Annotated in this window: 28 protein-coding genes; 5 read left to right on the top strand and 23 right to left on the bottom strand. The window is 30.9% G+C overall.

Going from position 1 to position 26,011, the window contains the following annotated elements:
* The 9 genes from J8M14_RS17050 to J8M14_RS17010 all read right to left on the bottom strand — a co-directional run bounded on the left by J8M14_RS17050 (position 1) and on the right by J8M14_RS17010 (position 10,467).
* A complete protein-coding gene (locus tag J8M14_RS17050; protein ID WP_211076026.1) occupies positions 1-1,500 on the bottom strand; it encodes an arylsulfotransferase family protein in 1,500 nt (499 codons plus the stop codon).
* Between the two features lie 19 nt (positions 1,501-1,519).
* The gene (locus tag J8M14_RS17045; protein WP_211076025.1) at positions 1,520-2,599 is read right to left on the bottom strand and encodes a radical SAM protein; all 1,080 of its coding nucleotides are present in this window, start codon (positions 2,597-2,599) and stop codon (positions 1,520-1,522) included.
* Between the two features lie 17 nt (positions 2,600-2,616).
* Positions 2,617-3,510: a glycosyltransferase gene (locus tag J8M14_RS17040; RefSeq protein WP_211076024.1), complete on the bottom strand. Its 894-nt coding sequence runs from the start codon at positions 3,508-3,510 to the stop codon at positions 2,617-2,619.
* Positions 3,511-3,513: 3 nt separating this feature from the next.
* Positions 3,514-4,863: an ABC transporter ATP-binding protein gene (locus tag J8M14_RS17035; protein WP_211076023.1), complete on the bottom strand. Its 1,350-nt coding sequence runs from the start codon at positions 4,861-4,863 to the stop codon at positions 3,514-3,516.
* A gap of 337 nt (positions 4,864-5,200) precedes the next feature.
* Positions 5,201-6,259, bottom strand: a complete 1,059-nt coding sequence (locus J8M14_RS17030) for a glycosyltransferase (protein WP_211076022.1) — start codon at positions 6,257-6,259, stop codon at positions 5,201-5,203.
* Positions 6,260-6,270: 11 nt separating this feature from the next.
* Positions 6,271-7,104: an FkbM family methyltransferase gene (locus tag J8M14_RS17025; protein WP_211076021.1), complete on the bottom strand. Its 834-nt coding sequence runs from the start codon at positions 7,102-7,104 to the stop codon at positions 6,271-6,273.
* A gap of 2 nt (positions 7,105-7,106) precedes the next feature.
* Positions 7,107-8,039, bottom strand: coding sequence for a GNAT family N-acetyltransferase (locus J8M14_RS17020; RefSeq protein ID WP_211076020.1), 933 nt, complete (start codon positions 8,037-8,039; stop codon positions 7,107-7,109).
* 4 nt (positions 8,040-8,043) lie between these two features.
* Complete coding sequence (locus J8M14_RS17015) at positions 8,044-8,985, bottom strand: polysaccharide deacetylase family protein (RefSeq protein ID WP_211076019.1); 942 nt, start codon at positions 8,983-8,985, stop codon at positions 8,044-8,046.
* Positions 8,986-9,033: 48 nt separating this feature from the next.
* The gene (locus J8M14_RS17010; RefSeq protein WP_211076018.1) at positions 9,034-10,467 is read right to left on the bottom strand and encodes a glycosyltransferase family 39 protein; all 1,434 of its coding nucleotides are present in this window, start codon (positions 10,465-10,467) and stop codon (positions 9,034-9,036) included.
* Between the two features lie 122 nt (positions 10,468-10,589).
* Here J8M14_RS17010 and J8M14_RS17005 point away from each other — a divergent pair, with 122 nt between their 5' ends.
* Both J8M14_RS17005 and J8M14_RS17000 read left to right on the top strand, forming a co-directional pair.
* Positions 10,590-11,552, top strand: a complete 963-nt coding sequence (locus J8M14_RS17005) for a class I SAM-dependent methyltransferase (protein WP_211076017.1) — start codon at positions 10,590-10,592, stop codon at positions 11,550-11,552.
* Entirely contained in the window at positions 11,545-12,285 is a 741-nt protein-coding gene (locus tag J8M14_RS17000; protein ID WP_211076016.1) for a glycosyltransferase family 2 protein, read from the top strand. The genes J8M14_RS17005 and J8M14_RS17000 overlap by 8 nt, the downstream gene beginning before the upstream one ends.
* Before the next feature lie 193 nt (positions 12,286-12,478).
* On the opposite strand, the gene J8M14_RS16995 is transcribed toward J8M14_RS17000, so the two are convergent.
* The 7 genes from J8M14_RS16995 to J8M14_RS16965 form a co-directional block, all read right to left on the bottom strand.
* Complete coding sequence (locus J8M14_RS16995; RefSeq protein WP_211076015.1) at positions 12,479-13,261, bottom strand: methyltransferase domain-containing protein; 783 nt, start codon at positions 13,259-13,261, stop codon at positions 12,479-12,481.
* Positions 13,261-14,649, bottom strand: coding sequence for a radical SAM protein (locus J8M14_RS16990; RefSeq protein ID WP_211076014.1), 1,389 nt, complete (start codon positions 14,647-14,649; stop codon positions 13,261-13,263). Before J8M14_RS16990 ends, J8M14_RS16995 begins: the two co-directional genes overlap by 1 nt.
* Complete coding sequence (locus J8M14_RS16985) at positions 14,646-15,437, bottom strand: class I SAM-dependent methyltransferase (protein WP_211076013.1); 792 nt, start codon at positions 15,435-15,437, stop codon at positions 14,646-14,648. Before J8M14_RS16985 ends, J8M14_RS16990 begins: the two co-directional genes overlap by 4 nt.
* Entirely contained in the window at positions 15,430-16,893 is a 1,464-nt protein-coding gene (locus tag J8M14_RS16980; RefSeq protein ID WP_211076012.1) for a radical SAM protein, read from the bottom strand. The genes J8M14_RS16985 and J8M14_RS16980 overlap by 8 nt, the downstream gene beginning before the upstream one ends.
* On the bottom strand, positions 16,886-17,785 hold the full coding sequence (locus J8M14_RS16975) for a nucleotidyltransferase domain-containing protein (protein WP_211076011.1): 900 nt from the start codon (positions 17,783-17,785) through the stop codon (positions 16,886-16,888). The genes J8M14_RS16980 and J8M14_RS16975 overlap by 8 nt, the downstream gene beginning before the upstream one ends.
* A 317-nt stretch (positions 17,786-18,102) precedes the next feature.
* Positions 18,103-18,639 (bottom strand): YceI family protein, encoded by a 537-nt coding sequence (locus J8M14_RS16970; protein WP_211076010.1) that lies wholly within the window; start codon positions 18,637-18,639, stop codon positions 18,103-18,105.
* A 12-nt stretch (positions 18,640-18,651) separates the two neighbouring features.
* Positions 18,652-19,017 (bottom strand): hypothetical protein, encoded by a 366-nt coding sequence (locus J8M14_RS16965; RefSeq protein ID WP_211076009.1) that lies wholly within the window; start codon positions 19,015-19,017, stop codon positions 18,652-18,654.
* A gap of 127 nt (positions 19,018-19,144) precedes the next feature.
* On the opposite strand from J8M14_RS16965, the gene J8M14_RS16960 reads away from it, so the two are divergent.
* From J8M14_RS16960 to J8M14_RS16950, 3 genes are all read left to right on the top strand, one after another.
* Positions 19,145-19,528, top strand: coding sequence for a hypothetical protein (locus J8M14_RS16960; protein ID WP_211076008.1), 384 nt, complete (start codon positions 19,145-19,147; stop codon positions 19,526-19,528).
* Positions 19,529-19,559: 31 nt separating this feature from the next.
* The gene (locus tag J8M14_RS16955; protein ID WP_211076007.1) at positions 19,560-20,414 is read left to right on the top strand and encodes a DUF5777 family beta-barrel protein; all 855 of its coding nucleotides are present in this window, start codon (positions 19,560-19,562) and stop codon (positions 20,412-20,414) included.
* 181 nt (positions 20,415-20,595) lie between these two features.
* Positions 20,596-20,949: a T9SS type A sorting domain-containing protein gene (locus J8M14_RS16950; RefSeq protein ID WP_211076006.1), complete on the top strand. Its 354-nt coding sequence runs from the start codon at positions 20,596-20,598 to the stop codon at positions 20,947-20,949.
* 4 nt (positions 20,950-20,953) lie between these two features.
* Here J8M14_RS16950 and J8M14_RS16945 read toward each other — a convergent pair whose 3' ends face one another.
* The 7 genes from J8M14_RS16945 to J8M14_RS16915 all read right to left on the bottom strand — a co-directional run bounded on the left by J8M14_RS16945 (position 20,954) and on the right by J8M14_RS16915 (position 26,000).
* Entirely contained in the window at positions 20,954-21,346 is a 393-nt protein-coding gene (locus J8M14_RS16945; RefSeq protein ID WP_211076005.1) for a hypothetical protein, read from the bottom strand.
* A gap of 73 nt (positions 21,347-21,419) precedes the next feature.
* A complete protein-coding gene (locus J8M14_RS16940; protein WP_211076004.1) occupies positions 21,420-21,962 on the bottom strand; it encodes an acyl-CoA thioesterase in 543 nt (180 codons plus the stop codon).
* 17 nt (positions 21,963-21,979) lie between these two features.
* The gene (locus J8M14_RS16935; protein ID WP_211076003.1) at positions 21,980-22,348 is read right to left on the bottom strand and encodes a 6-phosphogluconate dehydrogenase; all 369 of its coding nucleotides are present in this window, start codon (positions 22,346-22,348) and stop codon (positions 21,980-21,982) included.
* 10 nt (positions 22,349-22,358) lie between these two features.
* Positions 22,359-23,519: a serine hydrolase gene (locus tag J8M14_RS16930; protein ID WP_211076002.1), complete on the bottom strand. Its 1,161-nt coding sequence runs from the start codon at positions 23,517-23,519 to the stop codon at positions 22,359-22,361.
* Positions 23,519-23,851 (bottom strand): hypothetical protein, encoded by a 333-nt coding sequence (locus J8M14_RS16925; RefSeq protein WP_211076001.1) that lies wholly within the window; start codon positions 23,849-23,851, stop codon positions 23,519-23,521. The genes J8M14_RS16930 and J8M14_RS16925 overlap by 1 nt, the downstream gene beginning before the upstream one ends.
* A 21-nt stretch (positions 23,852-23,872) precedes the next feature.
* The gene (locus J8M14_RS16920; RefSeq protein ID WP_211076000.1) at positions 23,873-25,222 is read right to left on the bottom strand and encodes a DNA recombination protein RmuC; all 1,350 of its coding nucleotides are present in this window, start codon (positions 25,220-25,222) and stop codon (positions 23,873-23,875) included.
* Between the two features lie 64 nt (positions 25,223-25,286).
* Entirely contained in the window at positions 25,287-26,000 is a 714-nt protein-coding gene (locus tag J8M14_RS16915; RefSeq protein WP_348772855.1) for an ABC transporter ATP-binding protein, read from the bottom strand.
* Positions 26,001-26,011: the final 11 nt, after the last annotated feature.

Raw genomic sequence — 26,011 nt, 5'->3', positions numbered from 1 at the left:
TTAGAAATCAATATTATATTTTAATGCTCTATAGGAATACGTGAATTTTTCAGAATCATTTGTGAAATTAATGTCTAAAAGAATATTTCCTTGGCTATCAATTTCTATAATATCCGATTTATTGGCTTGTATCTGAGAAGATGTGTGGCCTCCCCAGCCGATAAAAAAATTGTTGTTATTTAGTTTCTGAACAGAACCCATGATATTCATAAATAAACCATCTTGATGATATTCTTTTATAATGTCAATGTCAAAGTTATTTTGGTCTATTTTGTACTCTAAAATTCGCGTTTTCTGATTTTGAGTTACATTGTTATCAAATAGTAACAACGTACCATCCTTGCTTATGTTAGCATGATGTTGATGAGAAAATATTTCTTGTTCATTTAAAATAAAATTACTGTTAGAGCCACCTAATTTCCAAATGATTTCACCACTGGTTCTATGAATTTTGTAAAGCTGATCGGTATGACGGGCAGATACAATAAAATGATTGTCTGATGGATCAATGCTAAAAGAATTAAAATGAAAATAATCTACTGGACCGAGAGTATTGAACTGATTTTGGAATACTGGACTTACCGAATCAAATATCTCTGGATAATCAGCACTATTCCATTCGAAAATCACCTCATTATTTTTGATTTCTTGAAAAACAAAGTCAATAAGAGAAACTTTTTCAATACCTCCATAAGCCGTCATATCCACATTTTCTCTGGTAACGTAAGCTGGAATTATATAGTGATCATCACTAAAATAAATGAAATCATGATTATCAGCTGGATATGCACCATGCCCATTATTTGGTAAGAGCATTGCTCTTTTAATTTCTTCAAAATTTTCATTCATCACAACGACCTCATCATCGTTAATGGTATAAGAAAAACGCTTTTGATTATTTCCAATTTTATGATAGTCAAAATTTCCGACTCTTGGATGGGGTACTTTATTATAATAAACAGGAAAGCCCGAATTATCAAGAATAGCTATGTAGGTATGATCTTTAAATCCTGAGGCTAATGAAAACTCATAATAATTGACAAAAATATATCCTTCAGAAGGATTGTTACTTGCGATAACATTAGCTTTTGGTAAATCTTGGGGAATATAATGTAGTGTATAGTTTATAATTTTTCCTTCATCATCCAAAGTAGATATGATAATATCCTGTCCATTTTCTAAGTTAATAATAGCTTCAAAGTTTTCAACAATATTGCCATTTACAAAAATAGAAGGTGAACTATTTGATCTTTCAAATGTTATAGATATATCACTTAATGTATTTAGAGAACTTACAAAATAGTCTGTGATAGATTTGTCAAATTCTGGAATTAAATCTCCGGAGGAGATCTTAAAAGAAAAAACCGGATTTTTTATTATTGCATTATCATCATCATTAGAACAGGAAATTGTAATACTAGCAATTAGCAATAAAAATATAATTTTAAGGTATGAAAATCTAATTAAATTTAGTCTTTTGAAATTGAGAGTGGAAGACATTAAGTTTTGATTTTAAAAGTTAAAAAGCACTACAACAACGACTACAAGCTGGAAGTAATCCATCATTATTCTTTAAATCCGATCTAAATTTATTTAAAACTTTAGAGTTCCATATCTTTTTTAAAGAAGTATCATAGAGATTTCCTAATGTTAAATTATAGCATCTTCCATGTGCAGGAATAACACTTCCATCAGATTTTATCATAATATTTGTAAATATGTCATTACACATTTTACCAATTATTTTTTCCGGTTTATGATAAAATTCATTTAGTTTTTCTTTTGACATAATTTCGGGAGAAAAAGTTATTGGGAATGGATAGTTATTATTTTTGATTTCATTAATTTCTTTTAGAAGCAATTCTAAATCAAAGTTTTCAATATTCACTTCTTCTACATTGGAAGCTGTTGCAGGATAGATGTTAGCCCATAATTCATTATGAGTATCTGCGACATACTGTGGTGTAAAATTAGTGTGCATAAAACCTAATTGCGTTAAAGGATAGTTTTTGAAAAAATCGGCAAACTCCTTTAGGTATCCGATGTTCCATTCTGTAATTACACAGAATACAGAAATGGGAAGTTCCGGTCTTAAGTTCAGTACTTCTTCGATACCTTCTACAGCTTTTTGAAAAGATTTTTTATGTCCTCTAATTTCATTATGAATATCTTGCGGACCGTCTAAAGAAATAAAAAGACTATCTAATCCACCGTTTATCAAAGTACTTGCTTTTTGTTTTAACGTTAGTGCATTGGTTGTTATTGAAGTTTTTATCTGCTTACTTTTTGCATATTGCAAAGAAACTTCCAGATGCGGGTATACCAATGGCTCGGTAAAAGCATATCCCAGTTTAGACTTCGGATAATATGCTGCCATTTGATCTATAGTTTTCTGAATAAGCTCTAATGGCATATTAATGGGATGAGTACCAACTAGATTCTGTGCAAAATTGGTTTCCATTGTTTTGGTGCCAACGTCACACATTTTACAATGTAAATTACATACATTATTAACTCCAAGAATAATCCATTCAGGGGCAAAAAGAAATTTTTGAGGAAAATATCGTTTATTTACTGTTTTTAATAATGAAGTATACATTAATTCAATTAAGTTAGTTATAAAGATCGCAAATAATATTTTAATTTTAATATTCTGGATTTAATATTCCATATATCAAAAAAAGAAGTTTTTTCTAAAATTGAATTCAAATATTGGACCCCTTCTTTTTTATCATGATTCTCTAAATAGTATTTAGCAATTTTATAACATATAAAACTATAGGCTCTTAAATATAGACCGTTTTTTAAGTCATATTCTTCTTTAAGCGTTTGTAAAGTCCTTATAGCATCTATAGAATGGACTATGTCAAAGTTTTTGGTGTAATTCCCTCCGTGCCTCCTCATTAGGGTAAGAGGCTTGTCTACATAATATATTGGATATCTAGATGCTACTTTTAAATAATAATCATGTTGTCCTTCAATAATTCCTTCATCAAAAAGACCAATGTCGTTTAAAAGCGATTTCCGCATTGAGAAAACCGGAAAGGCCAAAATATCGCCAAATAACAATTCTTGGAGGATAGGCTTATAAAAATCACCATCGAATTTATAAAAAGGTTCTTTCAAATTATCCCTAGTAACAAAGTGTTTTAAATTATGTATTACAAAGTACGCATCTTTTTGAGTAGAAAAGATCGAATGCATCTCAAAAAGTTTTTCCGGTAGCCAAATGTCATCAGAGTCTAAAATGGAAATTATATCTCCTATTGAGTTCCGTAAACCTATATTTCTTAGTTTGCTGGGGAATCCAATTTTTTCACTATAAAAATATTTAATTTTATCAGGGTTAGTTTTGATAAATTCATTCACGACATTTTTTGTGTCGTCTGTAGAACCATCATCTATGATTAACAATTCATAATTAGAATAAGTTTGATATAAAACACTCTCAATAGTTTCTCCAATCAAATGAGCTCGATTATATGTAATAGTAATAATACTAAATTTCATTTATTATAAATTAATGACATGAGTAAATAAGCCCCTGAAATTTTCTAACTGATGAGAAACTGCAATTACTGTAATGTTATTTTTTTGAGCATGATCCAACAAAAACTCAAGAACTTTCTTTTCGGTTTTTAAATCTAAGTTGTTAGTTGCTTCGTCCAATACTAGTATCTCTGGTTTTTGCAGTAATGCTCTTGCGATACATAACCTTTGTAATTCTCCTCCGGATAAATTAGTTGCTTCTAAACCGATATAAGTGTTTTCTTTATTAGGAAGTTTATCTATCACTTCTTTTAGATCCAATGAGCTGAGCAGTTGTTCTAGAAAAATAGAGTCTTCAAAATCCTGATTAATAAGTAGATTATCTTTGATAGTTCCTTCAAAAACAAAGGGTTTTTGGGTTAAATAGGTTATGAGATTAAAGTAAACGTATTTGTTTATTGAATTTATTTCAATATCATCCAGATACACACTTCCCTCCACTGGATCCATAAGTTTAGTAATAATGTTTAGAAGTGTAGTTTTTCCAATTCCCGATCTTCCTGAAAAAGCTATAAAATCACTTTTTTTGATAGTAAGATTGAAATTATCAAGAATTGGACTCTTTTTTTCATAATAAAAGGAAATGTTTTTTAATGCTATTGAGTGTTCGAAATCTAAAGCTTTTTCAGAGCTTTTTACTTTAGTTATGTTGGTTATTTTCTTTTCTAAAACTTCCAGAGAGTAAATGTGAGCGTTTAAATTGGTACTACTTAGACTTAATTTGTTAACAGATGGGATTGCCTTAAATAATAGCGCCACAAATACCGAAAGAAAAATAATGATACCTTGGGTTTGGACTTTGAAGAATTGTATATATATTAATAAGCTGCATAGAAGTATAATCATAATAATTTCTGTTTGTTTGCTAAGGTTTACCCTTTTTGCATAAAGAATTGCATAGTTATGATTTAAACTTTTATTTGAATTTCGAAATTTTTCTAAAAATTGATGGATTAAGTCAAGTTTTTTTATGGAGAGATAACCATTTAGTAAATTGTTTAAGTTGCTGATGTTTAATGAGTAATCCCGGATTCTGGTTTTATTGATATTTTCAATAGCTTTTTGATTATACTTTTTGGTTATGTATAAAATTAGACCTAATACAATAATTGCGATTAGGGTAACTTTAAAATTAAAGTAGCAACCTACGATACAAATAATGGTTAATAGAAGAACTTCAGAGAAAATGGTATTCAAGGATAACAAGACATTTCCAACAAAATCGTTAGCCACAAAAATTACATCTTTAATAGCAGAAGATTTTTTTTGGTTTTTCAGCGATTGATAGTTACCCAGAATATAGTGTTTAGACAATAATACCGAATATTCAGAACCTAAATTGAAAGCTATTTTAGCTTGGTAATTATTAATTAAAATCGAAAAATAATTTTTTATGATAAAAAAGATAATTATTATAAAGGCCAATAATACTCTGTTCTCTTCAAGAAATGGTAAGTTTAAAAAGTTTGTTTCAATACTTTGATCTAATAAGTTAACAATTAGGGGTATTAACAAAAAAATGGAAAAAACATCGAGAATTAATTGAACAAAGGACAATGTCAAAAACAAGGGTGTTTTTTTCTGATATTCCTTTGGAATAATTTTCCAAACTCTTATGATTAACTTAAAAAGCTTTATCATTTGTTAATAATTATGATATTCGGGAATTATATAATTGTGTATAAGCCAATATTGTATCCTCTTTTGTCCAAGGTAGTACTCTTTTTTTTATCTGTGTTGATTTGGATAATATTTTAGTTGTAAAAGAAACCAATTCTTCATTCGAATTACCTATATGCCATTGAGGAATATCGATAGTCGCTCCTACATCAAAAGACACTATTTGCATTCCGGAATAAAGAGCTTCAGCAAATACATAACCAAAAGATTCATAAGAACTGGTATGAAGCAAAACGTTAGCAGTAGCCATTTTTTTTAAAACATTTTTTCTGCTAAGTTTTCCAGTAAGAACAATAGTATTGGTCAATTTTTTTTGTTTAATATAATTTTCCAAACTGTATCTAAGTTTGCCATCACCAATAATTTCGGTAGTAAGATTAGGAAATTCTCTTACTAAGGTATCGATGATATCAATAAATAAATGATAATTTTTTATCTCATTTAAAGATCCAACTCCCAATATATCGATGGTATTTGATGATATATCTGGAAACTTTTTTGTATCGACACTCCAAGGGATTATTGTAGAATGAAATCCCGAATTTTTAAATAATTCTTTTTGATGATTTTTAGATAATGTTATAACAGAAGCATTTGAATTCGAAAGTAATTTGATATATCTATTGTTTTTGTATACATCTTGTCCCATCGCCGTAACAATATGTTTAACTCCATATTGAGAAGAGAACTTTTGACCAATCAAAGAGCATTCTCCGATCCAAAAACTATGGATTATAGTAATGAGAGATTGATTATGGATTTTCTTTAAAAAAGACATGGCTTTTTTCCATATCCATATTTTTTTCATCCGTAAGTTTTTCCCATTTAATGGAATTACATTAATTCCGTTCCAGAGATAGTTTTCTTTCTGGAAAGGATATTGAAACGTAATAACCGTCATTTTAACTTCAGGGAACTGTATACGCAATGTTTTAAGGTATTCTTGTAAAGCAGGAATAGTTGTAGAATCCTTCTCGCCATAAGGGAAACCTGGAGTTAGAAAAACTAAATGGTGTGTCTTGTCTATCAAAAAAATGTAGTTTACTTCCAAGCAGTATTTGTAAATACTAAATCGTTTGTTTTAATGAATATAGGATTCTTTTCTAAAAAATCATAAGATATTATCTCTCCATTAATTGTATAAATGTATTTATACTCCTTAATACTTTTTAAGGTTTCTCTAATGATGCTGTTAATTTCTCGTTTAAATAAACAGATACCGGCTAGTTTTTCAATCTTCAGAAAAATTTTATTGAAAAGCTTGAAAGGAATATACTTATTATAAATATTTTCTAATAAAAAGTTATAATGAAATGATACATATAGGGTAGGGTATTGCGTTTTTTGTAGTATTTTATATATAGAAGGAAGGATTTGAAATTCAGCACCTTCTACATCCATTTTAATGAAATTGATCATATGAATATTCTCTTTGGTTATGAAATCTGACAGAGACAATGTTTTTACAGTAATTGTACTTAACTGATCTTTACTTCTAGAAAGAATACTAGATGAAGACATTCCGTATTTTTTACGTGCATGAAGTTTGGTGGACCCTTTAACTGCAGCAATGGCTATCTGATGAGGTTTAATCTTTTTTGATAGATCAGGGTTTAGAGAAATATTCTTTTCCAATTCTTCAAAACAAATAGGGTCTGGATCAATAGAGTATACTTCTTTGGCAATGTGAGCAGCATATAGACTAATAACACCACTCCATGCACCTATATCAATAAATGTGGTATCTTTCTTTACAAAAAAATCGATAATATCAAAGGATTGAGGTTCCCATTGGCCTGTGTTGATGTAATTCCAAGCTTCCGTGTTTTGCCCAGGATTGACCTGAAAAGAATGATTTCGCAACGATATATGCATAATTAAAAGGTATCCAGATCTCCAAAAGTCAGTTTCAATTTTTCTAATGGGAAATCAGAATTAAAATTTTTGTATCCTACCACCCAGGATTGAAATTGATGATCAGTTCGTTTTTCTAAAAGTGAACTTATTAAAGTATTTGGCGATGACTGAAATGTTATGTAGCCAATTCCATTTTTTGAAGCAATTTTTTTTAATAAATCGAGAGCTTTGTCAAAATCCTCCTCATTCGTAATTTCTATATCTCCAATTAAAATACCATTTTTCACCTTTAGCCAAAAAAGTGAATTATGTAATTCGATTGTAAAGTTATCACCAAATGCTTTATAATCATAGTAATTCTGATCTCTTACAGTAGACACTACATGGTTATTTTTAAAAACGCTTCCATTTATGCTGGCTTGGGTTTTATAAGGATTAAAAACATCCGTGATATGTTTTTGGTATAGTTTGTTAGAAATTTTGGAAACTCTTGATAACTTTTCGATAGGAAGACCAGATGTTTTAATACTAAAACCGCACATGCGTTCCTGATATAACCAATCCAATTTGTTTAAATATCCATATTCTGAATTTTGATTAGGAAAACCCCAAACAAATCTAATACCTGCTTCTTTTAATTGGGTATCAGTGAGCTTTCCTAGTTTTGTAAACAGACCTTTTCCAGTGTAGTTGGCTAACGTCATGGCATCTCCGTATTGAGCTGCAAGTTCTTTTTTACCCTCGAATTCCATCAGCATTGGAATAGCACCATGAAAAGCAATCGGATTTCCATTATCATAGGCCAAATGCCCGAAATAACTTTTTCCTAAATAAGTAGTGTCAAATTTTTTGTGAATAAAGTCTAATGAAACATCATTATTAAATACGGCCTTATAGAGATACTTAAGATCCTTAATGTTTTCTCGTGAAAGCGCAATGATTTGGTAATCCATATCATTAAAAATAAGATCCTTTTAATAAACAAACAAGTTGAAGTTCTAAAGAAATATATGGATTCATAACAAATCGATTTTTAAAAGCTTCTTGCTTTTGGTCTTTTATAGAATTATAATCGACTAATAAAATCTTTTTATACCCAATTTCAAGGCAATAATCCGCCAATTCTTTGGTGTAATGACCAAAAGGGAAAGCGAATTCCTCTATAGAAGTATCACATATAGTTTCTAGAATTTGTTTGCTTGTTAAGATTTCTTTTTTCGCGTCTACTATCGGAATAGATGATAAACTGGCATGAGTTTCTCCATGAGAACCAATAGTAAATAATTTATTTTTAGAAATCTCTCGAATTTGTTGAGCGTTCATCAATTTCCAATAATCACTCAATTGATCAGTATCTAAGTGATGCCAATCTTCTTTAAAAATGCTATACAAACTCTTAATTTTTCCGTAGGGCAAGGTTTTTAATAAATTCTTTAATGTTATACCACTATGACTAAATTCGTTTTTTTTGTTTCTTTTGAATTTTTTACCATCAAAGACGAATTCTTTTTTCGTTGTATATAATGATATAATATCTAGGAAATCGGCCCATAAAAATGACTTTTTTTTATGTACTGTAGTAATATAGAAACTAGCAGGGATGTTATATTTTTCTAATATTGGAATAGCATATTTATAATTATTAAGGTATCCGTCATCAAAACTTAAAGCTAAGTTTAGAGTATTTGTTTTAAAGTTTTTTTGGTAAAAATCCTCTAAAGAAATGACATTGTAATTTGTTGAAATGTATTTTATGAATCTTTCAAAATATGTTTTTGAGAAAAAACGGCTATTCATTTTCGTTTCACCATATAAATCAATACCGTGAAAAACTAAAATATGTTCCCCGCATCTATTCTCAAGAAGCTTGTTTTTTAATCCTATCTTTAAAAGAAACAATCTGTAAAACAGTACCAAACGAGATTTTATTCTAACCCATAACATCTATTATTCTTTTTCTTTTATTTGATATAAACTCCATCCATTATCAAAATTTTCTAATGTTTTTAAATTATAGAATTGTTTTATGTACTCCCAGTTTTTCATAGGGTTTTCACCTTCCCATTGCTTGGTAAACAGTGTAGGGTTGAATAATACCAATTCATTTTCTTTATAATCAACGTACAAATCATTGTACATGTTTTGATATTTGAAATCCAGTCCTCTTCCTTGTAAGGAAACATCGAAATCAAAACCATACAAGGTGTTTCCCTGATAAAATGACATGGAATTGGCCAGTTGTTTTTCGAAGAGTGTTCTTTTAAATACATTGTTAAATGTATAGCTCCACATTAATAACTGAATAATTATACAAGTCCTCCCCAATACCTGTTTATATTGCGTTATCAACTTTATACTAGTAAGCTCTATAAAAGCTGGATAAAAGAATAATAACACTAAAGGAAATAATAGTCCAAGGATTCTAATGTTCTGAAATGGAATTCCAGCTAAAAAAGCTAAATACATAATAATGGGAATCAACACTACTTTTTGTAAATGAGAAAAACCATTAATAGATGTTTTTAAAGTGAAAACTATTAATAGAATACCAATAAAAATAAATCCTGGATGAGTTAGAATATATAGTACGAATATTAAATTAGGAAAACGATAGGTTTGAAGTCCATCAACGGTTTCATAACTAGAACTAAAATATGTTGCAAAAGACCATGAATTTAAAAAATAATTTGAAGTCCCTTCATATAAATTATCATTTTGCAATATTATGAAAGGGATACAAATTAAGATACTAAAAAAAACTCCAATGAAAATATCAGTAAAGTTTTGTCTTTTAATGACTAAATAAGTGATGTATAGAATTACAGGAAGTGTAATTACTAAAGTAGCGTATCGTGTCATTAATGCACAGGTGGCAAAAATAAAGACTGATGCAAAAGAGTTTTTTTTTTGGTATGATTTAAAGAAATAATAGTAAGTTAGCATAACGAACATGGAAGCCAAAATATCAGACATTACTACCAGTCCAGATTTTAAGAAATAAGGAGAAAATAACCCAAAAATTAAAACATAGTAAAAAACAGATGATGATTTCTCCGGATATAATAACTGAATTGTTTTGTATAAATATATAAGAGAAATAGAAAAACTTATTACTGTCAAAAAGTGTAAGCCAAATGCTATATTTCCAAAAACATACCCAAATAGGCTACCCAAAAAAGGATATAATACAGGCCAATAAAAACTCCCAGGATGTTGTCCTCCTTCAAGATAAATTTGTATAGCTTTTGAATAACGAAGGTATTCATATGAATCCTGGCCATATAATCCATCAAAACCAATAAACTTTAGTACTAAAAGAAAAATAAGAGGAATCCCTAAATAGGGACTATATTTATGTGTTATTAAATATAAAATTTTCAATAGTTGATTTTATCTATTTAAAAGTAATCAATAAATTGGATTATTAGCAATTAGATATATGTTATTTGGTATTCTAAAAAAATAGGTTAGTTTTAATTTACATTTGCTTTAAAACCCAAAGAATGGAGGAATGTATTTTTTGTAAAGGACATGAACGACAACCTGTTTTTAGGATTAGGACTCATTCTTTTCCTTGGGAACTGAAATCCTGTGTTTCCTGTAAAGCTTACTTACTTTCACCATTACCAACAAAAAAACAACTTGAAAGTGCTTATTGTATGCAATACTATGGGCAAGGGAAAACCAAGTTTAATCCATTAATAGAATTTGTAGTGAATACTTTTAGAAGGATTAGAGCGTCCAGAGTCATAAAAGGAATTCCCAGAGATGGTAAGGTTTTGGATATCGGTTGTGGTAGTGGAGCTTTTTTAAATTACCTTCATGAAAAATATAATTTTGGATTGTTTGGTCTGGAAATAAAAGGAGATATTGCTGAAAGGGCCATAGAACGTAATAAAGGGTTCAAGTTATATGTGGGTTTTTTTAATGAGATAGATTTTAAAAACCAAACTTTTGATGTAATCACAATGTATCATGTTTTTGAACATTTATTGACACCCTATGAAGATATTCAAAAGATAAAAAAAATATTGAAACCAGGTGGGAAATTAATCATATCAATGCCTAATATTGATAGTTGGCAGGCCACTATGTTTAAGGATAAATGGTTTCATTTAGACGTTCCCAGACATCTTATTTTTTTTACTCCAAATGATTTTAAAAGAATTATGAAATTTGAGAAGTTTTTACTAAATAATGAACGTTATATTTCCTGGGAACAAAACCCTTTCAGTTATATACAATCTTGTCTAAATGGGTTATCTAGTAAACACAATTTGTTGTATGAATTTCTGAAAACAAATAAAAAGAATAAATATTCTCGATCCGATTTATTTGAAATTGGATTACACATGTTGTTTACTGCGATTACTTTACCTCTCTTTTTAATTATAGATGTGTTAGAAAGTGTTTTTAATAAGTCCGCAACTGTAGAATATACTTTTACCTATCTCCCAAATGATTAATAATAAGAAAATAGTTGTCGTTTTACCGGCTTATAATGCTTCAAAAACATTGGAGTTAACTTACAAAGAAATACCTCATGATATTGTTGATGAAGTGATATTAGTAGATGATAATAGCACGGATGAAACGTTTAATGTTGCACGAAAAATTGGAATTAAACATATTCTTAAGCATGAAAAAAACAAAGGATATGGAGCAAATCAAAAAAGCTGTTATCGAAAAGCATTAAGTTTAGATGCTGATATTATTATCATGTTGCATCCTGATTATCAATATACACCTAAGTTGATTCATTCTATGGCGTATTTAATAGCTAATGAGGTATATCCTGTGGTTTTAGGTTCACGAATACTTGGAAGAGGTGCGATGAAAGGTGGAATGCCAATCTATAAATATATCTCCAATCGATTTTTAACCTTATTTCAAAATATTGTAATCGGGCAAAAGCTATCGGAGTACCATACAGGGTTTAGGGCTTTCTCTAGAGAGGTTTTAAAGTCGCTTACCTTGGATCATAATTCGGATGATTTTATTTTCGACAATCAGATGTTATGTCAGATTTTTAACAAAGGATTCGAAATAGGAGAGATTACTTGTCCTACTAAATATACTAATGAAAGTTCTTCCATAAGTTTTAGACGCAGTGTAATTTATGGATTAGGAGTTTGTAAAACATCGATTCAGTATTTTTTTCATAAAAAACGTATTAAGGAGTTTTCTATATTCAAATAGAGCATAGTATATTTATTAAAACATCAACTTTGAATAAAATATACTTTCTTTGAAAGATTTAAATTTTATCTGAAATTGGCATATTCTAAACAAAGCGTATTATATAAGCCTTTACAAATATTGGCTCAATTTAGGTGTAAATATAAATTCTTTAATATTCCGTTAGAAAAGAAAATAGCTGATTTAACGATAACTAAACAACAGTTGTCTTAGTTTTTTTGATAAACCGATACCACATAAAAGGAGAATCCTTTTTTCCTAAAATTTTGTTGAGTATACTTTTTTTATGTTTATACAAAATTTCGAACTCTGATATTTTATTAAATGAATGATGAAAATAATGATTCACCATTTCAGGGACTCCTAATTTTTGATAATATGTTATAGTTCTTTTTCTGGCAGGTTCAATCTCATTTAATTTGTAAAAAGGACTGTCTAAGAGATGTAGTTCTCCCTGCTCTTTTAATAAGCTTTTTAACCTGGATAAGATATGTTCCAGATCTTCAAAATATTGTATGCAACTATTCACAGTAACGATGTCAAAATCTTCCAAAATTTCTACTCCTTCAGAAAAAATATCAGCATATATAAAATGTAGGTTAGGTTTATCAAAAACTCTTACCGCTTGTTCTAACTCTATATCATTGACATCAACCCCCAATACTTCAGAATCCGGTATTAATGATAATTGATAACTAAACCAACCATTGCCACATCCAAGATCTAATATTTTTATAGGCCTGTTAAGATTTTTTAGATATGTAATAATTCTTTGAGTAGATTTTTGACGTAACTTCCATTCATCATAATAATGATGATTTTTGGATACACTAGGGAGCTGTTTTACAATTTGGTCAGCGTAGACTCTTTTTTCAAGATCCCTTACTTGAATATATAGATTGGAAAAATCATTTCTTTTTTGAGTGAGATAATAGACTCCATTCTCTTTTTTTATGTTAGTTTTAAGTAAAGACATCACTGGATCTTATAATATTTCATCGCAAAAAGGGCTAACAGGGATTTTATCTTTAGTTTTATCAAATCTGTTGTAATTGACGTTGAGGAGGTTTTCTTTTTAAAATAGTTCACCTCATTTACAATTCTTCTTACTGCAAAATCATAAAACTTACGATGATAAGTACGCTTAAAATCAATATCTCGATCTGTTGAGGTATGCCAGTCGGGTTGAAGTGTAATATCATTTTCTATCTCATTATATAAAGATGTGCCTTTTATCGGATACGCTACGGTTATGGTAAAATGAGTAGGATTCGCAACTTTTAGATGATGTATTGTTTCGGCAATATCCTTTTCATCTTCACCTGGATATCCTACCATAATAAAGGTGCCGGTTTCGATTCCTAAATTATTTGTTTTTTGAATAGCCTCTCTAACTGTTTCTACTTTTACGCGTCTATCCATCGCGTCCACAATTTTCTGCGATCCGCTTTCAGCACCTATCCAAATACGATAACAACCCGCTTCCTTAAGTTGTTGTAACACTTCGTCATTTAGTCTTTCGGCACGGGTAATACACTCAAACGGAATAATGGCATCTTGTTTCATAACCTCTTCATGAAATGCTGCTAACCATTTATGACTAACTGTAAATACATCATCCACAAACCAAATAGAATCTGGTTTATATTGCCGTTTTAGCATTGCAAGTTCTTGCGCCACCAAATGTGCAGGTCTTCTGCGATAACTCTGTCCATAAACTGCAGTACTGCACCATTTACAGGTATAAGGGCAACCACGTTGTGTACTTATTGTCATAGAGCTCATACCATGATTATTTTTCCAGGTGTCCAAATATTGCTGCATATCTACAGCTTCGCGATTAGGGATCGGGAGCAAAGAAAGATCTTTTATTTTGGTTCTCGCAGCATTTTTTACAACCTTGTCCTTATCAATATATGCAAGACCTGGTATCGTATGGATGTCTTTTTTGTGTGTAATCGCCTGATACAATTCTAGCATGGTTTCTTCACCTTCTCCAATAACCAGATATTGTGCTCCGGCACGCAAGTAATTTTCGCAATTGTATGTTACATCTGGGCCTCCTAGCACAATTTTTGGGAAACCATAAATAGCATCATTTTTTAAGATATGGATAAGCTTAATGACATCAACTTTGGTCATTAAGTTAGCATAAATGGCTACAACATCTGGTTTTTTGGATGCAATAAAATGTAACTGCGCTTCTTTAGAACTAAAAGTAGTATCAAAAACATAATTCTCCACCTGATGTTCATTCAAATAACCCGAAATGTAAAGTTGTCCAAGAGGAGGATAGGGTTTCATGATCCTTTGTTCTTTTGGATCAGTACTTAGGTAATATGCGTGGGTCAGAACTATACTCATATTTTTGATAAGGAAATGATATAATGATCACTATACTTTGATAAGAACGAGAGACGTTTGAATACCTGATCTAATTTTTGAAATATCTTTAATAGTAAGGGTTTATTCTTAAAAAATGTTTCAAGATAAGAAGGAGGTATAAAGACACCTATAGGCGACTTTTGAATTACCTCGTAACCGATTTTGGATAAATTCGCTATATCTTTGGGGTTATAATACCAGGTTGGGACTACAACTCCATCGACATCTGCTTCAACGTACGTTTTGGTATTGCGTCTTAATGCTTTTTTAAAACTTCCTTTTAGTACAAAGTAAACAGTTTCCAGTAAACAATGTTTAGGCATAATAACGGCAACTATTTTACCCTTAGGATTTAATTTTTCTGAGGTTGCTTTAAAAAATGTTTGCAGCTCATCTGGTGAAAGACAGTTTAGACCGCCGAAATCAGAAAATATAACATCAAATTTTTTTTGAAAAATTGTGTTTTGCAAATCATTTATGTCTAATGTCTTAAATTTTAATGATTTTAATTCATCAGATTGTTTTCTTTTTGCAACCTCAATCATCTGTTCCGAAATATCGGTGGCTATTACGCTATACCCTTGTTTTGCTAACCAAACGGCATCTTCTCCTGTTCCACAATTGATTTCTAAAATCTCTAACGATGTTTGTTTAGGTAGTATTTGAAGCAAAAATTCCTGGACCAGATCTCTTTGTAATCTTCCGATATGACTATTTGTAAAAACTTCGTCATAATTTACGGCTGCTATGTCAAATGAGCTATTCATTAATATGTTCCATTCTTTTTAAAATCAGGGAATCCAAAAAGGCACTAGGCACATAGTAAGGAAGATAGGCAATTCTTTTCAACGTTTCGGAAGTGATTTTTTTTGGGTTTTGTACAATTTTTTTTAGAAAATGAATTCCTTGGCTTTTACGATACTCTTTATGCACATATCGATGCAGTTTTTTATAATACCTAGGGTTAAAGGTTCCTCGAAACATCATAGCAAGATCATCAGAATCCGTCCAATTAGCCTTAAATCTGAGATCATCTTTTACCTTATCATAAAATTTAGTTCCTGGTAATGGATAAGATACCGATACACCCAGATTATCCGGAACCAACTCTTTTATCATTTTTATGGTTTTGGAGATGTCATTTTTTGTCTCACCAAGATACCCGAATTGAATAAAGAGTGCTACACGTATGTTTTTATCCTTTAATAATTCGGTAGCTTTATAGATTTGTTCTACTGTAGTCCCTTTATCCATAGCATCTAATATGGATTGAGAACCGCTTTCAGCACCTACCCATACTTCTTCCAAGCCGGACTCTGCTAAAGCATCAATAGTATCTTCTTTTAGTAATAGATCAACTCGACTTTGTATGTAATACTTTAGCGTGATATTTGTTTTTTTTAGCTCGATATTAAAGTCCTGTACCCAACCAGGTTTAAGACCAAAAATATCATCACACATCCAAAAATGTTTAACATTATAACGCTCTTGTAAAAAATCAATATGCTTTACGATATATTCAGTGGAATGTGTGTTATACCGATTTCCATAAATAGGTTTGGCGCACCAATTACATTTAAAAGGACAGCCTCTAGTTGTAGCAAGATTTAATGTAAATTCATTACCACCAATGCTCCAGATGTTTTTATAAGCGTCCATATCGACTAAATCCCAAGCAGGTAATGGAAGCTCATCTAGATTTTTAAGCACCTCACGTTTAGGATTGGTAATGGTCTCATCATCTTTTGTGTATACAATACCTTTAATTTCTTTAGGAGATTTATTAAGTTTTAGGGTAGTGATAAGTTCTAAAAGTGTAACTTCTCCTTCTCCCTGAATTATATAATCAGCACCGTTAAACAAGTATTTAGGGTAATGGTCTGTTGAGTCTGAGCTATTAACTATAACGGTGCAATTGTGGCTTTTACCTATTCGCATCATTTCAAAAGCTGCTTCTCTCATTTTTGTGAGGCACATTTTGGTTAAATAGTTAAAGCCATCATCATATAATACTAAAAATCGAGGATTCTTTTCAGTAATTTCTTTTTCGATCTCATAAGGATTATCTCTAAGGTTGGTGTCAAACAAATCAACTGTATAACCTTTTTCTCTCATTAAAGCAGCAGCATATAGGGTTCCTAATGGAGGGAAAGGAGTTTTATTTTTCCATTGCTTAGGATCTAAAGGGTAGTAATATGAGTGCGAAAATAGAATATCAAGCATGCTCTTGTTCTAATTCTATATTATATTTATTCTGAAATTCTTGATACTTTTGGTTAAGTCTATCGATAACTTTTTTCTGAAAGTTCTGAGGGTGATGCTTAGAAACATCTTTGGTAGACTTCATCGCTACTTTAAAATCAGTCTCACTTAAATGATTAAATTTTAAATGCCACTTTTTTAAAGTAATTCTTAAAAAAAAATGATCCAGAGAATTTCCAATTTTATTATTAAGAATATACCTGATAAAATTAGAAACCCAATTCTTTTTAATGTTTCCCTGCAAAGGTTTTTTACCAATTTTTAAATTTGGTAAAAATTTAGAAACCCATTGATTTGATTCATAAAAAGCATCAAAATCACCCGAAATTGGTATTAGAGTTAGTAATTCTGTAGCTGTAAATATATTTTGTTCTTTAATCTTTAACTTATCTTCAGAAATGAAATAGTTAATACAAAAGAATTTTCTAGAATTGAATAGAAATACTTTTTTATATAAAACCAATAAGGTTCTTGCTATCCATAAACGTTTTGGCTCAGTAATAATAAAAAAATCTACATCACTATCTTCATCATGATAGTTTTTAGATAAAGCTCCGGAGATGCCTACTGCTTTTACAAAAGGAAATTTAGAAATAAAAACCCCTTTTCGTACAGCTTTATTCATAACCGATTTAGCATATTTATTTCCTTTCATACGTCTGGACACTGTTTGTATATTATTATCAAGAAAATAATAACTCTCACTATTGGAGACTACACCTTTATCTTGTAAATAGTTTAATTCATCGGTGATTTCTTTTTCCGTTGCTGCATTAGAAAATAGGTAGATTTCTTTTGCAGAGAGAGGGTACTTGAAAATCGAAAAATATAGCAAGGGTTTTAAAGAATTCACAAGAAGCTGAGTTTTAATTAGAATATTGCTAATAAAAAAGTTTAGAGTTTTTTAATAAATTGATAATTGTGTTTTATTTTAAATATATAGATTTTACCATAATTTCATTCTTAATATAAATGTACAAATAGTTAATTCTTTTCTAAATAGTGAATATATTAACATTATGCATATCAATTTGAGTACAAGTAACAACTTTAATATTACTATTTCTAAAGAAAATGATTAAAGCTGAAAATATGAGTTTAAAGAGGTATAAATCTATAATGAATAGCCTCCATGAAATTTACTACTATATTGTTTTGGTATAGTTATTTCTATTTTTTGATAAGTTTAAACTCAAAATTCACTAAAATATCTTCAGCGATCTTTTTACTGACAATGCCAGGAATCTTAATATCAAAATCTTCAGGTTTAGTTTTAAAAGAAGACGAAACTAGAAAAGTATCATCGTTTTTGTGTAAAGATCCTTTTACACTTATATTTTTCGATTTCCCATGTAATGTCAAAGTACCTTCTATTGTATATTCATTTCGTATGTCATTTTTATCAAAACCAACTAATTTTCCTTTGAATGTTGCTTTAGGATAATCATCAGACTCTACATAGTTCTCATTAAAATGTTCTTCCATCAAAGCATTTTTGAACCTGAACCCTTTCATCAAAGCTAACGCTGCAAATTCACCATTATCTGTATTTAAAATAGCAGTAACCGAAGAGTTTTTGGCTTTTACTTCTTCAAAAGAAGGTACTGAAGCTTCAAAGCTTATTGTTCCCTTTTTGGTAGTGTATTTCTCTTGGGCTAAAACAGCTCCAGAAACAAATAATAATAAAAAAAATACTACATTTTTCATAAGTATATGGGTTTATTGTTCTAGTAATCCATCTGTATTCCATTGCAAAATTAAATCAATAGTTGATTGAGGTAATCTCGGGCCTCCAGATGGCATAAGAAAGCTAATATCTTCAGAAGAAACTCTATTGAGAAGGCCTCTATTGTCAACTGCTTCTTTAACTTGATCATATGTTAGTAATGGCATAGGAGCAAAATTAATTGGGGGATCGTTATGACAAAAAACACAATTGTCATCAATGATCGTCTTTATAGTGTTTTCATAAGTAACCAATTCCACAGAAATAACCTCCACTAAATCATCTTCGCTATCATTTTCGCAACTAATATTGGCTAAAACTATACATAGGATCAAAAACTTAAGAAAATATGTTTTCATAAATTGCTTTTAAGGTATTATTTTGAATGGTAGAAATTATGTCAAATTTCGTTGATATGCAAAAATAAGTTTCATTAGGTGGATAATTTTCATACATTTAAAACAAGTTTTAATATGAAAACAAGTAATGAAAAAATTATTGATAGTAATTTTAGTCCTTGGGATAGCTGGATTTATTGGGTATAAATACATATATCAATCACATCGCGATATTCAAAGTGAAAAAGCTGAGTTTACAATTGCTGCTGCGGAATTGGTTAAGGAGTTTTTTAATGATCCCGAAGCTTCTTCTAAGAAATATTTAAATAAAACCATTATTGTCACCGGACAGCTTACAGAAATAGAAGAAAATTCGCTATTGCTTAATGATGCCGCATATTGTACTTTTGATGTCAATCACAAAATTACCGAAACAAGTTTAAATAATGACTTCACGGTTAAAGCAAGGTGTATTGGATATGATGAACTTCTGGAAGTAGTAAAGTTAGATCAGGCGTCCTTGATAAAATAATTCTCATTAATTGTATTTATAAAACTACCTCATGAAAAAACTCTTATTTTTTTTATTCTTATTGCCATTTATAGGATTCAGTCAGGATGATTTACTTGATGAACTAGAATCAGAAGTACAAGATGATAATTATGTTACTGCTACATTTAAGGGACTTAAGATCGTAAATTTTGAATCTACTAAACTTGTAAGTAAAAGAAACTTGTTTTTTGTTGTTTCCCATCGTTTTGGTAGTGTCGAAAATGGTATTGATGATTTTTTTGGATTAGATCAGGCGGTTACTCAACTTAAGTTTATTTATGGTATTACTAATGGATTAAATATTGGTATTGCAAGGAGTTCTTTTCAAAAAACTTATGGAGGCCATATTAAGTATCGGATTACAAGACAAAAGAAAGGAGGGTTCCCTTTTACTATTGTAGGGTATAATTTGCTAACTATTAATACGGGTTTGGAGAGAGAGCAATTACCTAAACTAAAGTTCAATAATAGATTATCCTATGTTTCCCAGGTCTTGATAGCGAGCAAAATTGGCAAAAATCTTTCTTTGGAATTTGCACCATCTTATTTACATGAGAATTTTGTAAGATTTGATGATCAGGACAATTCACAGTTTATAATGGGTATGGGAGGAAGATATAAGCTAACCAAACGATTTAGTATTAATCTTGATTATGGCGTTCATTTCAATAGAAGTGGTAGTTCTACTTTTAAAAATCCATTATCAATTGGTTTCGATATCGAAACTGGAGGTCATGTATTTCAGGTACATTTTACGAACGCCCAACCAATGTTTGAAAATGGTTTCTTGGGTCAGGCATCAGGAGATTGGGGTGATGGTAATTTTTTCTTTGGGTTTAACTTGAGCAGAGTATTTGACCTTTAAGAATTTCGTTTAAATGCGATCAGTTCTATGATATATTTTAATACATAAGATGTGTTGTCTTAAGAAGTACTTCTAAACAACTCATAAACTTTTCTAAAAGAGCACTTTATTGGTGCTCTTTTGCATTTTTATTAACAGATTGAATGTTAGTAAAGCAGTATCTTAAGTTAAAAGTTATGTTATGAAAAATGTATTACTATTTACACTGTTTTTAGTTGGAACTATTTTGTCTTATTCAAGTGGGTTGAGTGATAAGGAAGCTACTTTTTTTAATGATGAAGTATTTTCTTTTGAGATTGAATCTTCTACTCCTTCAGAATTTTTAAATATTATTTTTAATGGCCCAAGGAAACCAGTTCTTGTTAAGATTATAGATAAATCAGGCTTTATTAGAATTGAGAAAAGAATGCACCTGGACACTCAGATTGACCTTTCTATACTGAGAACAGGATTGTACTTAGTAAAAGTATATTCTGGTAATCAGATGGCTGTAAAGCGGTTTTATAAAGGGCGAGATGCTATTAATATAAGATAGTCATTTACTCTTCTATTAAACCATCTGCAATCCAATCTTCTACAATTTTTATGGTTGCACTGGGTAGCCGGCCACCCTCTTCAGGTGGAGGCATTACTATGGTAAAACTAGAGGTAAATATCCTTCGGTATAATTCTCTTTCTTCTTCAGCATTTACTACATCTGCATATGTTACAAGTGACATAGGTGCAGAATTTGTAGGGGGATTAGAATGGCATTCAATACAGTGAGTGTCTATAATAGGTTTTACATCTGCATTATAAGTTGATGTTTTACCTGGAATAGGATCAGGATCAATTATAATTGGTGGCTCAGTATTATTATCATCACTTCCTCCACAGCCTATTATAGCAAAGGAAAATATCAATATTATGACAATTGGGACTAACTTTTTCATACTATTTTGAGGTTTTTTACCGAAAGATAATAAATTGTGTGGACTAGTATATAACGAAAAGACTACAAGATAATTATAATGCCAGCTTAATGTTATATTTTTTTAACAACTCTAAGTGTTTTTCCATTTCAAATTCTGATGCTTTAAAACGATCTCTTCTGGCATTGGCTTCTTCTTTGCGAATAATACTTCTTACAAAACGGCGTACCGCAGTTTCATTTTCAAGAACCAAACCAGGTACCGAAACACTCTTGCCTTCATCATTTTTTGCTACCATTGTAAAATAGCTCGAATTACAATGTTTTGTCTTTCCAGTTCTTATATTTTCAGCCTCTACTCGAACTCCAACAACCATAGAAGTACTGCCGACGTGATTAACAGAAGCCTTCATAGTAACTAATTCACCAACTTCAATAGGCTTTCTAAAATCTACTTTATCCACACTAGCAGTGACACAATAGGTTTCAGAATGCTTAGATGCACAAGCAAATGCAATTTGATCCATTAAAGAAAGGATATATCCACCGTGTATTTTTCCACTAAAATTAGAATGAGAAGGAAGCATTAATTCAGAAATAATTACTCTGGATTCTGTTGGCTTCTTATATCGTTTCATAGTAATATTTTTAAATTTTATCTATTTCTAAAATGTGGTGATTCTTCTTCCGTGATGTCAATGATGAAATAATTAGTATCTCCTAACCAACTAATTTTGGCATATCGTTCTTTATATTTTACCTTTACATATCTTCCTTGTAACTCTTCCAGTTTTTTAATAAGGTCTTCATTTTTGCCTTCCACAGAAAAGCTAAAAATTTGAGCTCCCGAAATCCCCTGGCTTATTTCACCTTCCCAGGTTTTAACCATCATACCTTTTTTACTGAATTTTATAAGTTCACCACTTCTGGTTCCTTCACTATAAGTTGAGTAATACACAAAAGCATACCAACCTGCAAAAAGAGCCATGATAACAATAATAATTATCGCTAAAACCTTTTTCATTATTTATCTTTTAAAGTGCTTTATAAACTTTAGTCATAAACTCGTCAATTTGACTAGGTTCTAACCATCGTGTGACTACAACTACATTTTGTTTTTGATCAATTACAATGAAGTTACCTCCAAAACCAGCTGCATAAAATAGATGCTCTGGCAGACCTTCCCAATGTCTATTTCCCTTTTGATTTAGCCACCACATAAAACCATAATTAGAATTTGCATCAGAAGATGTAATAGCTTCTTTGATCCAATTTTCTGAAACCAACTGTTTTTCTTTCCATTTTCCATTATTTAGATATAAAAGCCCAAAACGTGCGTGATCTAATGTGTTAATAAATAACCCGCCACCAGAATGTCCTCCGCCGCTTACCGATTGCATTTTTATGCCATCAATGTTTACCCAGGAATTTTTGTATCCGTACCATCTCCAGGTAGTAGAAGCGCCAATAGGATCCATAATTTTTTCTTTGAGTACTTGTGGTAAAGGTTTTCGCCAAACATTGAGTAATGAATAGGCTAGCACATTAACTCGTACATCATTGTATTCAAAAATAGACCCGGGCTCACTGAATTTTCTGGATTTCCATTCATCAATCCCACCTTCTCTTGGTGGACGATCCGCCCAATCATAGCCTCCCCAAAGTTGCCCGGACCAGTCAGAAGATTGGGTAAGTAAATGTCTCCAGGTAATTTTTTTGTTATGTTTTCCATCAAAAGTATGATCCCAAATATATTTATACGTAAAATCATCTACAGTAGTAATTAATTTTTGATCTATTGCGAGACCCGCCATAGTAGATAAATAACTTTTGGTAACGCTAAAAGTCATATCTACGCGATCAACATCGCCCCATTTAGATATGATATAGCCATCTTTGATAATTAAACCTGCTGATGTTCCTCGTTTTTTAGTAGGGCCAAGTATCTTATGATAAGGTTCGCGTTGAAAACCTTTTAAAATTGCCTGACGTAAGTCTTTAGACCCTGAGTATTCGTGGTCAATAGCAAACTGAACTGCTTCCTGAAGTTTTCCGGAATTGATTTTGAATTCAGAAGGTTTTTTCTCTTCCCAATTTCCTTGTTCCGGAAAATAGGTTTGTTGTGCAACTATGGTATAAGAAATAAACTCTAATACAATTAATAGAAAAGAAATTTGTGATAGCTTTATATTCATTAGATTGTAGAGTTACTTCGTATTAATTTGCGAACGACCATAAAAAAACCAATAGCAAATAAAATGGAACCAATAAAACCAATTCCATTAACTACCATATTTATAATAGAATATATTTGAATTCCCCAGGAATCGATATATAAATACATGAAATTGAATGAAATGGATACTAAAAGTATAATAACGTTACCGATTAGAATCAGCACTCCCTCTATTTTACTACCAACCTTCATTAAATAGTAAATAGCAATACCAATAAAAAATAGGGTAGGGATGATATATAATAAAGCGGTTAATGTTCTTGTTAAAATTTCGGTGAAACTTGATTCCATTACATTCGTTTTTATGTATTATTATTCATTTTCATCTTCCATCGCACGTTTGATGATAGGTTCTGGAAGAGATTTTTTTGCTTTAGCGCCCATTTTTTTAAGTTTTTCTACACTGGTGATTAGATTTCCCCGTCCTTCTACCAATTTATTCATAGCAGCCGAATAGTCTTTTTTTGCATCGTCTATCTTTTTACCAACGCCGGTCAGATCTTTAATTAGTCCTTCAAACTTATCATACAATGCTCCAGCTTGTCGTGCAATTTCAATAGCGTTGCGTTGTTGCTTTTCGTTATTCCACATGGTATCAATAGTCCGTAGTGTGGCTAAAAGTGTAGAAGGAGTAACGATAACAATGTTTTTCTCAAAGGCTTGGTTATACAATTTGCTTTCTTCATTGATGGCTATCGCAAATGCGGGCTCTATAGGTACGAATAGTAAAACAAAATCCGGAGATTCGATATCATATAAATCTTGATAATTTTTTTCTGAAAGTTGATCTACATGACGTTTTAAAGCAGAAATATGTTCTTTTAAATAATTGGCTCTTAGATCTTCATCATCCTCGTTTACAAAACGTTCATAAGCAGTAAGTGTTACTTTAGAGTCAATCACCATCTTTTTGTTATCCGGAAGGTAAATCACTACATCCGGTAAAACACGTTGACCGTCTTCTGTGGTAAAACTTTGCTGTACAAAATATTCGCGATCTTTTTCTAAGCCTGATTTTTCCAAAACTCGTTCCAGGACCAATTCCCCCCAGTTCCCTTGCATTTTACTATCACCTTTTAAGGCTTTGGTTAAGTTCGTAGCTTCTTTGCTCATTTGCTCATTGAGGTCTTTGAGTCCTAAAATTTGTTGACGTAGAGCTGCATGATAATCGATACTTTCTTTATGAGTTTGTTCTACTTTCTTTTCGAAAGTATTGATTTTTTCCTGAAGAGGATTCAACAGATTTTTGATATTCTCTTTATTCTGTTGTGTGAATTTAGTAGAAGTTGAGTCTAAAATTTTATTAGCTAGGTTTTCAAAGTCTTTAGAGAATTTTTCTTGTAGTTTTTCAACTTCTTCTTTTTGTTCATTGCTTTTAAGCTGAAGGTTTTCAAACTCAGTATTACGACGAGTCAATTCTGTATTTAGAAATTCTTTTTCTCTGCGAATTTCTTCTCTCTCTTGCGAAAGTTCTAAGAGTTGTTTTTCTGAAGTGTTTTTTAGTTGATCAAACTGATATTGAAGCTGGTTTGTTCTTTCATTAGCAGCACTTTGTTCACTTTTGCTTTTAAGTGAAGCTACATATTTTCCTATAAAAAAACCCGCAATAACAGCTATAATAATTGCCCCAACAGCAATAATGATCGGTGTGTATTCTGACATGTAATCTTTTATTTATTCAAAGATAAAAAAATACGGTGTAGGAATATTTTAGAACGAGTAAAACTTATCCCCTTACTTTATACCTTCCGGATTTATCATCAAATAGAATCAAATCTTCTGGAAATAGAGAAGAAAAAGCCCGGCATTGAATTAATTCCTTGGGTCTTCCGAACTCAAATCCTTCTTCATTCATTACAATCATCTTATCACATAACTGTATGGCAAAATCAATCTCGTGCGTAGAAAAAAGAATAGTTTTTTTAGTCTCAAAAGCAAGACGTTTTAATAATTTCAGAATATAAGCTTTATGATATACGTCTAAATGAGTTGTGGGTTCATCTAACATTATAAAAGGTGTGTCCTGAGCAATTGCTCGAGCAATAAGAGCTTTTTGCAGTTGCCCATCACTAAGTTCAAAACATCTTTTAGAGGTTAACTCTGTAATATGAGTTACTTCAATAGCGGCTTTAACTTTTTCAATATCGTCTTCACTCATTTTACCAACCCAATTGGTGTATGGCTGTCTTCCTAAAGCTACTAATTCATATACGGTAAGGTTTTTTGAAGCAATTTGCTCAGTTAATACCACACTTAGCTGAGAAGCAAGTTCTACTGTTTTGTATTCTCTAATCTCTTTATCTGACAAAAATACACTTCCATGAAGTGGTGGTTGAACTTTGGATAAGGTTCTGAGTAAAGTAGATTTTCCAATACCATTAGCTCCAACTAATCCTACTAATTCTCCTTCGTGTAGTTTTAGGTTAATATCGGCAGCCACAACATTGAGTT

The organism is Aquimarina sp. MMG016 (assembly GCF_018100805.1).
GTDB lineage: Bacteria > Bacteroidota > Bacteroidia > Flavobacteriales > Flavobacteriaceae > Aquimarina.
Note: the sequence above shows the minus strand (reverse complement) of the source record. Positions and strands in the feature narration are given on the sequence as shown.